The 11280-nt window shown below is 48.8% G+C and carries 7 protein-coding genes; 5 read left to right on the top strand and 2 right to left on the bottom strand.

The annotated features are described in order from the left end of the window. Complete coding sequence (locus AACZ40_RS09165) at positions 1-4272, bottom strand: PQQ-binding-like beta-propeller repeat protein (protein ID WP_291169320.1); 4272 nt, start codon at positions 4270-4272, stop codon at positions 1-3. Positions 4273-4437: 165 nt separating this feature from the next. Further along, positions 4438-4659, bottom strand: coding sequence for a hypothetical protein (locus AACZ40_RS09160; protein WP_291169322.1), 222 nt, complete (start codon positions 4657-4659; stop codon positions 4438-4440). Positions 4660-5072: 413 nt separating this feature from the next. Here AACZ40_RS09160 and AACZ40_RS09155 point away from each other — a divergent pair, with 413 nt between their 5' ends. The 5 genes from AACZ40_RS09155 to AACZ40_RS09135 all read left to right on the top strand — a co-directional run. Continuing rightward, complete coding sequence (locus tag AACZ40_RS09155; RefSeq protein ID WP_291169324.1) at positions 5073-6626, top strand: DUF1549 and DUF1553 domain-containing protein; 1554 nt, start codon at positions 5073-5075, stop codon at positions 6624-6626. Beyond that, on the top strand, positions 6626-8320 hold the full coding sequence (locus tag AACZ40_RS09150) for an EF-hand domain-containing protein (RefSeq protein ID WP_291169327.1): 1695 nt from the start codon (positions 6626-6628) through the stop codon (positions 8318-8320). The genes AACZ40_RS09155 and AACZ40_RS09150 overlap by 1 nt, the downstream gene beginning before the upstream one ends. A gap of 36 nt (positions 8321-8356) precedes the next feature. Beyond that, a complete protein-coding gene (locus AACZ40_RS09145) occupies positions 8357-9979 on the top strand; it encodes a hypothetical protein (protein ID WP_291169329.1) in 1623 nt (540 codons plus the stop codon). Continuing rightward, positions 9976-11019, top strand: coding sequence for an extracellular solute-binding protein (locus AACZ40_RS09140; protein ID WP_291169332.1), 1044 nt, complete (start codon positions 9976-9978; stop codon positions 11017-11019). The genes AACZ40_RS09145 and AACZ40_RS09140 overlap by 4 nt, the downstream gene beginning before the upstream one ends. After that, positions 11016-11280, top strand: a 265-nt coding sequence (locus AACZ40_RS09135) for a hypothetical protein (protein ID WP_339674146.1), incomplete at its 3' end; no start/stop codon positions are given. The genes AACZ40_RS09140 and AACZ40_RS09135, both read left to right, overlap by 4 nt.

Genomic DNA, 11280 nt, shown 5'->3' with positions numbered 1-11280 from the left:
TTATTGCTCGGCCCGATTTTCGCTGATCAACTCAATACCGGAAATGACAGGTAAATATTCTGATTGCTCCGTTGGAGTCAGTTCAATTTCAATCCGATCCTCAACGGGAACCTTTTCAAACTTCAGAACCTGGCTCTGCATGGCCTGTCCGGTTTGTTTTCTGATATCCAATGAGTTCTGTACCTGATCCCCCTGCAGATTGATATGAAACGATCTCTGGCCCGCTTTTACAGTTTCATCGGGCTCGGTAAATGTCAGTTTGACAGTGTAATAATGGGTGGCTGTTGCACCGAGTTGCTTTGTTTCCTGATTCTGATCTTCGGACGAATCGCCTTTCATTTTCAACACAAGACGTGCCGAGCCTGATGAAGCCCCCTTATAGGACCGGGCGATGCGGGTTCCTTTGCCTGTGATCAGAAAACAGATCGAATTACCTTTGGACCAACCTGGCTGAGACTGTATTTCCTGAAGCAGTGCCTTCAAATCAGGAGTAGCCTGATCTTCAGCATGCACATCCACTTTCATCCAGGCTGGGGGAGACCATTCGACGTTCGCTTTCGTTCGTTTGCGGCTGGAGAGGTTCTGTTTGGATTCGACAAAAGGCGCTGCATCAGAAGCCGCCTCTGCTTCAATTTTCAATCGGGCCGGTGATTTGCCTGTTTCATCTACCGTAAACTGAATCCAGGCAGACTCCACTTGATCATCGGCAGAGAGCGGGACGTTTGAAAAACGGACTCCGACCACCTGGGGATCCCCCGCGTCTAATCCCAGTTCCAGATCGCTGCTGTGGAGTTTGACTTCCCCTTTGGAATCTTCTTCTGCATCGTCATCCACGCCGGCAATCGGAATTCCGGGGAGCGGTTCGGCGTTTGCATCCTGCTGAATGGCAATGGTGATTTTCTGAGGATCGATAATTCCGGACGCAGCCACCCAGTTCATCCCGTCGTTTTTGGATGAATTCTGAATTTTCAGAGCGTGATGGCGAAAGACTTCATACTTTTTATTTGAGACGGTTACTTTCAGGTCAGGTGATCGCCCCCCGACACTGGGGTAATCGAGCCAGAGCGTACCGTTTTCGGAACTTCGATCCCCAGGGGCACCAAAATTGATGCCTGCCTGTTTGACCGTTCCTGTTGATTTTGCATCGCTGCCTAACTGGCTGTTCGTCCAGAATTCGATTTCAGGCATATGAATCAATGCGAGCGAAGTCTGGTTTTGATAGGAACAGCTGCAGGTACGCGTGTAATCGGGCGCATTCAATACTCCGTTTGCCACAACCAGATTCGACGTGCAACTTGATTTGAAGCCACCAAAATTTCCGGTACCACTCTGAGATTGCAGATCGTAAAAACCGGCGGCCCCGGAACGAAATGTCAGCAGGTTTTCGCTGGCTATTACATAATTACAGCCATAAGACCGTGAAAATTTCAGCGGTTCTTTCTGCCGGGTAATGGGATTGGTAATCGTGTAAGGTGTGCCATCCAGGATGTTGAATGCGCCTCCTGAGACTTCATAGGAATTCGCCGAGGTGATGATGAGATCATTATGCAGAACGCAGGGGCCTGTATATTTTCGCTTCTGGTTCTCCCAGCGAATTGATCCGTCTTTCGCATGGTAGGCGATCATTCCCTGGCCAATTTCATCGCTCAGGCGGTCTTTGGCCCGTGCTCCCGCCTGCAAGAGCAGATCGTGTTTTTCGGAATACCCCAGCCATGATCCGAAAATACTTTCCCGGGTCGACCAGAGTTCTTTACCGGTGAAGACATCGAAACAGACAATACGATATTTTGAGGGATCGACGAGTCCGCGTCGCGAGAGTTTTTTCTCGGCACTGGCAGGTAATTTATCCAGGCAGTAAATCCGGTTATTTCCTGCAACGATGGCATTATGTAGAAAAGAATGAATCGCATCGACCTGCCAGAGGATCTCGCCCGAATGACGATCGTAGGCGATTAAACCCTGGCTGGCGGAAAGATCTGTCGCAGACGGACCATCTTTACCCGGCTTTTCATCCACCTGTTTGCCAAAATGACCAAAGCCGTTCCCGGCCAGCAGTATGGCATCATAAACGGCTATGAAAGCCCATTCCTTCTGTGGATCAGGCAATTTGATAATCCGTTTTGTTGACCCGTCGCGGGCGTCCAACACATGACATTCATGTTGCATTGCCAGATAAACTTCGTCGGCTGTTGCAATATAATTTGTGCCACGGGCGTTTGCACCAGGAATATGCCGCTGGTTGTATTGGGTACTGAGGGGAGTATCTTCATAGGTTGAGTTGAAGTAAATTCCAAACGTTCCCAGATCTTCGAATTCCCTGCGCCAGAGTACCTGCCCGGTGTAGACATCACGTGCACTGAGGCTGTTCATCCCTTCCAGAAATGTGCGTCCGCCAATCACCTGTTCGGGAGGTCCATGCCCATGGCGTGGCAGAATGTCTTCGTGAGTATTTCCGCCAAACCAGAGAACACCCAGCGGTAGTTTCACGCGTTTGTCATTTGATTTGACGGTATTCGCAATATCGCCATATTGATGGGTCCAGTCTGCAGAATCGGGCAAGGCACCTTCACGGGATATCAGATGACCGGTTGCCGTGGTTTTCAATTGAGCTTGTGGCAGATCGGCCTCCTGCAATAGTCTACTGAGCTTATCAGTCAGACTCTGATCAGAATCGGGGACCCAGATCACGCCGCCGTAAGGTCGCACCGAACGGTAAATCTGCTCTAAATGATCTGCTTTTAATGTCTGAACAATCGAATTGCTGAGTAATGTCAAACGGGCAATATGTTGAGGGGCCTGAAACGATGCGGGTGTTCCACGATGTGCTGAAATCCGAGAACCATACAAGCCCAGCGCATCGTAACGAACTCTCAATCTATTAATTTTCTCAAGGTTCTCTTCAATCACGATCAGTTGTAAATCTGATTTTGCGAGAAGTGCATCAAACAGCGTTTCATGATCCGCGCCATAACAGATCACATACCCCAGACTGGACTGTGCTTCCTTAAGGAGTGCATCAGCCAATTGCGTGGTTTGCAAATCGGGAGGCGGGAGTGTTGCCGGTGCCGCTGTTATCTTTTCCGGAGCATTATCTGTAGTGCCCTCTGTAGTGCCCAGCGCCAGGATGTCTCCCTCTAACGTGACAGCAAACAACTTATTATCAGCCGACAGCAAACGCAAAATCCCCTCTGGTGCCGACTGTTCCCAGGCAAGTTCAGGTTTTTCCTCTGGCGAAGCTGGAAGCTGGATCGCAGCCAGCTTTTTGTCACCAGCTGCATAAAGTCGATTACCTGCACGGATAAGATCACCTCGGCCATCCGCGGCGATTGTCCAGAGAGGTTGGTGAGTGGTTTTGCTGGCCTGAATCAGAGGCTGCTTGTCTTTTTCGATAGCGGAATAGATCCGGTCTTCGTGGAGAACCGGTTCATTGTAAACAAACAGGTTCGGAAAACCGGTTTCCAGGTGATACGCACGAACGCCCCGGTAGCGGGTATGCACAAAGAACTCTTTCGCGCCAGCAATCACAAAAGAACCGCCGTTTCCTTTTCCTCCCAGGTGAAAATATTTGAGTTTTCCTGTTTTACGATCCAGTGCAGCAGGAACGGATCGACCGCCGGGAACCAGCAGTAGTTCTTCTGTTGCAACCAGTGTCCCTTGAGGAGCAACGCCTGCGAAAGAGGGGGCGCTGTGAGGCTGTTTGATATAACTGGCACTGGTCGAATCATTAACCCAGATAACATTTCCGGATTCTGCATCGAGCGCATAGATGAAAGTGCCCATAAAAGGCCAGATACTCGCCGCAAAATAGACGGTGTCATTATAAAGCACGGGACCGCCCCGCGCGGGCCAGGCTGAGATGACACGTTTATTACCCAGGGCTTTTTGTGCCGATGGTGCGCCACGAAACTTCCAGACCAACTTCCCAGTGGCAGAATCCAGGCAGTATAAGTAACCATCATCACTGACCAGGTAGACGCGTGCCTCAGTCGCGACCGGTGAGAAGCGGATGGGCCCCTCCGCGAAGAACGTCCAGAGTGTCCTGCCAGTCTCTGTATTTAAAGCGATCAGTTTGTCTGCATCATTAAAACCGACATACATTCGCTTGCCGACTACGACTGGTTCGAGAATCTTATCATAGGTCATCAGATCATTATTGAGTGGATCATCCCACACCTGTTCACGTGCACCAAAAGAACGGGACCAGAGAGGAGCCAGTTTGTGAGGCAGATCGTGTGGAGTCGAAGCAGTGTGACCTGCATCATATCGCCACATCGGCCAGTCTCCCGCAATGAGCGGATTCGGGAGCAGAGAGAGAACACAAAATACACACAACAGGTTCTGAATAAGTAGTCTGGGAAAAGGCATATGTGCTTCTATATCTTGAACAGCTGGCAAAGGAATGGCGTTAACATAAGCTTTCCTGTCAATGTTAGCGTATCAGGAGTCCGCGTTGCTACCATTTTGTTTCGGGTTTTCGCTGGAACGTAAATTCATCCATAAGGTTGCAATTCCCCAGATCAGTATGACAAATCCTGCGGAATTCCAGAACCAGCCCAGTTCCCTGTCGAGAGTGGCAAAATAAAGCATGCCTGCTCCGGCGACGATGACGAATAAATCATCCTTGTACTTCTTGATAAACAGCTTCAGGTAAGTCAGCATTCTTAAATCTGATTTCTTTGAGAAATGAGGGGCGATTTCAAATTAAATACGCAAAAAGCAGGATTAAAACGGTCTCACTGGTGAACCGGTCTTGAAAATTGGCCGTTGATGATCTTGAAGAGTCGCTATCAACGAACCAGAACGATTCTAACGTTCTGGGCTGCCATTGGGACAGGTCAGATCGACCTTGTATTCGCAATCAGGCGTTGTACAATTGACTATATAAAACAGAATCTTCCTTTCAAAGTCTCGACCGGGATGAATCGTTCCCTGAATCAGACAAAATCAATGCGATTGAGAATGGTTAAGCAGTGTTGAGAGAACTTACAAAACGGTGCAATTTTATTCATCCGACAGGCCACCTGGCGGCATTGATTGCGTCGTTGTTCACTCTGACAATGTTTCAATCGCCTATGGTAAACGCTGATTCGGAAGTCCAGTCGAAAACCGGTCTTCTGTCAGCTCAAATCGACAGGCTGGTGGATGAGGCACAAAAACGCGAAGGTATCATTCCTGCGCCCCGTTCCACAGATGCTGAATTTCTGCGTCGCGTTACGCTGGACTTAACCGGAAAAATACCACCGGTCGCCGAAGTGCGTCGTTTTCTTGCCGATCAGTCTCCCCGGAAACGGGAACAGTTGGTAGACCGCCTCCTCGCGAGCCCTGGTTTTGTCGTACATTTCACAAATGTCTGGCGTGATCTGCTGCTGCCTGAAATAACCTCAAATCTTCAACTCAGAGGACAGATTCCTGAATTTGAAGCCTGGTTGAGGTCCCGGTTTCAGGCTAACACTCCTTACGATGAACTGGCCCGTCAGATTCTCAGTACGCCGCTGGATGTCAATTCACAAACTCAACCGGGCGAATTAACCCAGGATCTGACACCGCGTGCCTATTATGTCGTGAAACAGCTGAAACCCGAGAATCTGGCTGCAGGAACTTCGCGTGCTTTTCTGGGCGTCCGAATTGAATGTGCCCAATGTCATGACCACCCCTTTGACAGTTGGAAACAGCAGCAGTTCTGGGAATACGCGGCATTCTTTGCGAACATTGAACAGACTCAGCCAGATCAGATTGCTGTCACTCTGAATCTGAGAGAATCCGGCGGACGACCCCAGATCAAAATTCCCGATACGAATCGGCTGGTTGATGCCATATTTCTGGATGGAATCCAACCTGAATGGGAACAGGGAGATACCGCCCCCAGAGTGCAACTGGCTGAATGGATCACAGCACAAGACAACCCTTATTTTGCCAAAGCGACTGCCAATCGAGTTTGGAGCCTTTTTTTCGGACGGGGAATCGTTGATCCGGTAGACGATTTTTCTTCGTCCAATCCTGCCACTCATCCGCAACTTCTCGAACTGCTGGCTCATGCTCTGCGGAAACAGGAATACGACCTGAAATTCCTGATCCGGGAAATTGTAAACAGCCAGACTTATCAGCGGACCAGCCGTCAGACCGATTCCAGTCAATCCCGTGTAGAATGGTATGGTAAAATGCCGACGCGGGGACTGTCGGCGGAGCAGATTTTTGCCAATCTGGTGCAGGCCACCGGATTCTTCCGGCAGACGACTGAAGTCGATCCCTTTTTGCTTTCACAGGGACCGAATACTCCCGAATCCGAAATGCGGGACCTGTTCCAGACGGATTCCGAGAATCAACTGGATCCCCGGGCAACCATTCTGCAGGCACTGGCTTTAATGAATGGCACCTTCATGACAAACGCCACCAGTCTTGAACAGTCGGATGTTTTTACGGCAATCGTGGAATTTCCCGGCTCTACCATATCAGACAAAATCGAAGCCTTTTACCTTTGTACTTTATCTCGACCTCCTTCTGAATCCGAAGTGAAAAAACTGAATGCGTATATTTCCTCTGCCAAAACAGAAGAGGAGCGGACACACGCCTATTCCAATCTGTTCTGGGCGTTGTTGAACAGCAGCGAATTTTTATTGAATCATTAATGATGAATCCTGTATCGAAAACGATCATCCTGGTTTTTGTAATGGGAATATTGGGAACTCTTTTCAAGTCCGATATTCAGGCGGGAGAGGTACATCCTGTTTCTGCCAATCAAGATTCGGCACAGAGAATCATCTTGCTCGCCCCTTCGGCACCGGTCATCCTGGAATTCACTCTGCTGGTGGATCAGTCCGATTTCCGTTCGATCAGCAATGATTACATTGACAGAATGTTTACCTCGCTCGACCAGGATGAAGATGGTGTTCTCGATTTAAAAGAATTGAAGTCTCTGCCTGCGTTTGGCATTCAGCGTTACGACACAGGGTCTGTGCAGTCTCGCCTCAAGCGGCTGGATTCAGATCCCGTCGATCAGCGTCTCAGCCTGAAAGAATTTGCAGTCTATCTTCACAGTGGGCAGGGTTCTGCTTTTCGGATTGCGGGTGTGCCTTCACGAAGTTCCCAGGTGATAGAACTGTTTCGTAAGCTCGATCAGGATCAGAATGGCACTCTCAGTGATGCGGAACTGCAAGCCAGCCCGCAGACACTGTTCCTGTTTGATCGCGATGAAGATGAAGTTCTGAATCTGGCAGAATTGCGCCCGTTTAACTCCGACCGAGCGAACATGGCGTCCCCGAATCCAGTCCGTCAGACGGAAGTGGAAACACCCTTTCTCCGCCTGGATCACGATCGTTCGGTTAACAAAGCCATTGATGAAATCTTAAAGAAGTACAGCGAGCATACTCGTTCAGAAATAGATGCAATTGCCATCAGCTGTTTTCAGCAGAAGCGACAGGATACCGGGCACTTGCCTGAGTCAGACAAAAATGCCGATGGATTCTTGAATCGTGAAGAACTGTTTGAATACCTGCAGAATCCGATTCCGGATGTACAATTAGAGATTGCGATACCGCGAGAACAGACTTTTCGACCTCAACTGAAGTTTCTTGACAAAACAACAAACCGGGTGCATGACGTTCAAGTCGTTTCAAGTTCAAAAATGGAATTCCACATTGATGGGCTGTTACTGGAATTGCGTGTCAAAAGTACGCGACACCTGCTGGCAGATAATGTGCGATTTTACCAGACAAGATTTCGTGTGGTCGATGGCGATAAAAATGGCTATCTGACACAAGCGGAATTTGCGCAGCTGAATTTGCCTGGAATAGAATATCAAAAAGTCGATAAAAATAAGGACGAGATGCTGTTTGTTGAGGAATTGACCGATTTTTTAATCAAAGATACGTCCGAAGTCCAAAATCAGGTGGTGATGACAGTCGCCAATGATGGAAAATCTCTGTTTGAAATTCTGGATACCGATCTGGATCGGCGTTTAAGCCCGCGAGAATTGCAGAACAGTATCCAACGCGTTAAAGATTACGACGGCAATCGTGATCAAGCGCTGGATCATAGTGAGTTGAAAGGGCATTTCAAAATTACATTTGAACTGGGAAAACCGGAATTATTTAAATTCGCACCACGATCTGATGCGATGTCGATGCAACAGAATATGCTGATCCCCAGAACCGTGAACGGGCCGCGCTGGTTTCAGCGTATGGATCGTAATCGGGATGGCGACCTGTCACGTCGAGAATTCCTGTTTGATCCGGCATTATTTGATCAATATGATATAGACCAGGATCAACTGATCAGTCCTGCAGAAGCGGACGCTATTGAAACGTCCGGAAACAAAAACTGAAAACGGCATTACTCCTCCCTGTTTGAGGCAAGACCCATGAAACAGATAACAAAATCCACTCGATTAATTGATCGCGTACAACAGCGACTGGCACTGGCGGTGTGGGGGCGGAAGGTTTTCGTATCCTTTTGTATTTCCCTCGGCATTTATCTGACTGCCATGCTGTTCAGCCGATTTACCGGGTACCTGACTGACTGGTTTACGCTGCCATCACTGGCAGTCGTTGCCGTCGGTACTCTTGTGCTGTCATTCATTCTGTTCCGTAAACCCGACAAAGAGCAGGCAGCCCGACTGATTGATCAGAAGCAGAAAACCAAGGATCTGTTTCTGACAGTCACGATGCTGGAGAAGGCGATTGGAAATTATAAGCCCCTGGTGATTCAGGATGCGGAACAGCAGGCAACGAAAATCCAACCGGCCCAGGTGGTACCTTTTGTGTGGGCCAAGCGCTTTTCCCTCTGCTGCTCTGCAGGACTGATCCTGTTTTTACTGCTGGAATATACCCCCCAGTATGACCCCTTTGGCAAAGTTCAGGCAGCAGAAGTCGAACAGGAAAAAGTGAAAGAGTTCCAGACTACGAAAAAGGCGACCAAGGCCCGACTCGCAGAATTGAAAAATAAGGACAACGGGGAAAATGACGAAGAATCGAAAGAAGTTAAACTGGCTGTTGAAAACCTGAAATCTGACTTTCGGAAAATGGTACCTGGTAAAAAGCAGAAAAACGCAGAGGCCCTCGCAGCACATCAGAAATCTCTCGGCGGACAATGGCGTAAACGGGCCGAAGAGAATATGAAAAGCATGATGATGAAAACGGATCAGGCGCAAAAATTCGGTGGCATGTCCAAGGCGGAGGGTATGCAGAAATGGAACAAAGAGCTGCAGGAGGGATCAACCCAGTCGCTCATGAAAGAAATGGAAGAGCTGAAAGACCAGTTGCAGCGACTGCAGAAGGAAACAGATCCGGTCAAACGGGAACAACTGAAGAATGAGATTCAGAAAAAAATGAAGGAGATGGAATCGTTTGCCCGTGAGCAGACGAATTCCAAACCAATGGCAGCCGCCTTAAAGCGGGCCATGAAGCAGATGCAGATGGCCCAATCCAAAGGCATTCCACAGGATGAAGCCCTGCGGGAAGCAATGCAGTCTATGGATCTGGCTAAGATGGAATTAAAAGAAATCGCCCAGTCGGCCAAAGATCTGAAAAAACTGGAAGAAGCGTTAACCGTTCTTTCCAAGGCAAAAAAAGCGAATGATAAATCAGGACTGGATGGCGAAGCCTGTGAAAACTGCCTGACTCTGGAAGACTACGAAGACCTGTATTCCCAGTTGATGGGCGACATGCAAGGCGAAGGAACCGGCGGTGAAGGGCAGGGTGGCGGAGGCAAAGTCGACGAAGATGATACCGGAGACAAGGGATTCAAAACAGAAAAATCAAAGTCTGCGATTACCGCTGGTAAAGTGCTGCTCTCCTTTAAAACCAAAGGTCTCAGTGATCGGGGGGAAGCTCAGAAAGATTACAACAAGCTGTTTACCGACCTCAAACAGGGAATGAGCGAAGCCATCATGCAGGAACAGATCCCCCCGGGATATCATGAGGGCATCAAAAAATATTTCAACTCGCTTGAGAAAAAAACTGAAGAGAACGCAACCGGCAAATGAATCAAATCAATGGTCGCAGGACCAGGTCCGGATGGTTGATGCTGGCGTTGATTGAGTTCGCTGTCATCCTCATGCTCGGACTGGTCTTCTATTTCCAGAATCAGGATGAGGCGCTGGTCGTCTATTGCGCGCATGATTCCGTTTTCTCAGAAAAGATTCTTAAGCAATTTGAACAGCAGACGGGCATCAAAGTCGAACCCCGTTTCGATACGGAAGCCACCAAGTCGCTGGGTCTGACAAATTTAATCATTCGCGAAAAAGACCATCCGCAGTGTGATGTGTTCTGGAATAACCAGGCATTGGGAACAGCTGCTTTGAAAGATCAGGGTTTGCTGGAATCCTACCAGGGGCCAGGTTATGACCGCATTCCCGCTGCATTTAAAGATCCGGATGGTTGCTGGACCGGATTTGCCGCACGACTGCGTGTTTATATCGCGAATACAGAATCCTATTCGTTGACTTATGAAAATGTGGAAACAACATTGGCGGGGCAGTTGAACCAGGTGGCAATCGCCAAGCCTCTTTATGGAACGACACTCTCGCATTTTGCAATTCTGTGTGACGCCTGGGGATTAGATCGCCTGCAGGAGTGGTACCATTCGCTGCAGGAACGCGGTATTCAGGTTACATCCGGAAACTCCAGTGTGAAAAACCTGGTAGCATCAGGTGCCTGTATTCTGGGTTATACGGACACCGATGATTATTTTGTCGCCGTCGATGCAGGACAACCTGTATCGGCCTTACCTGTTTTAGTTGAAGAAAAGGCGCTGCTGATTCCCAACAGTGTTGCCATCATCAAAGGCACGAAACGCCGAAAACAGGCGGAAGCACTGGTCGATTATCTGCTCTCGGCAGAGGTCGAGTTGGAATTATCCCAATCGCAATCACGCCAGATTCCCCTGGGAACAGTGAACTGGGATCTGGTTCCCGATGACGTTCAGAAATATCGACCCTATATTCAACAGGCATATCCTCTATCCGATCTGGTGCAACAGAGAAAACTGACTCTGGACTGGCTCAAGTCGGAGTATTTGAAATGAGCCTGACCACAATCTGTGGTGTGTCTGTCTTACGCAGTCTCATCATTTCGCTGACCGGAGTCTATCTCTGCCAGAGTCTGTCGAGTCTGATTGATCGGACTGAATCACGCATCTCATTCTTTTTATGGTTACTGATCCTGGCTCCTTTACTGGTTCCGGAACTGATTGTCGGTTATATCTGGTCACTGCTGACCACGCAGTTGATACATTATCCCGCACTGGCAGAATTCGTTTATTCCATGCTGGTTTTAATGAGAGTCG

It is taken from the genome of uncultured Gimesia sp. (assembly GCF_963972345.1).
Classification (GTDB): Bacteria; Planctomycetota; Planctomycetia; order Planctomycetales; family Planctomycetaceae; genus Gimesia.
This window is presented reverse-complemented; position numbering and strand designations above follow the sequence as displayed.

Excerpts from the sequence above, each read along its gene's own strand:
- AACZ40_RS09165 (WP_291169320.1), bottom strand. The coding sequence starts at position 4,272 with ATGTGGCGATATGATGCAGGTCACACTGCTTCGACTCCACACGATCTG.
- AACZ40_RS09160 (WP_291169322.1), bottom strand. The coding sequence starts at position 4,659 with ATGCTGACTTACCTGAAGCTGTTTATCAAGAAGTACAAGGATGATTTA.
- AACZ40_RS09155 (WP_291169324.1), top strand. The coding sequence starts at position 5,073 with ATGGTAAACGCTGATTCGGAAGTCCAGTCGAAAACCGGTCTTCTGTCA.
- AACZ40_RS09150 (WP_291169327.1), top strand. The coding sequence starts at position 6,626 with ATGATGAATCCTGTATCGAAAACGATCATCCTGGTTTTTGTAATGGGA.
- AACZ40_RS09145 (WP_291169329.1), top strand. The coding sequence starts at position 8,357 with ATGAAACAGATAACAAAATCCACTCGATTAATTGATCGCGTACAACAG.
- AACZ40_RS09140 (WP_291169332.1), top strand. The coding sequence starts at position 9,976 with ATGAATCAAATCAATGGTCGCAGGACCAGGTCCGGATGGTTGATGCTG.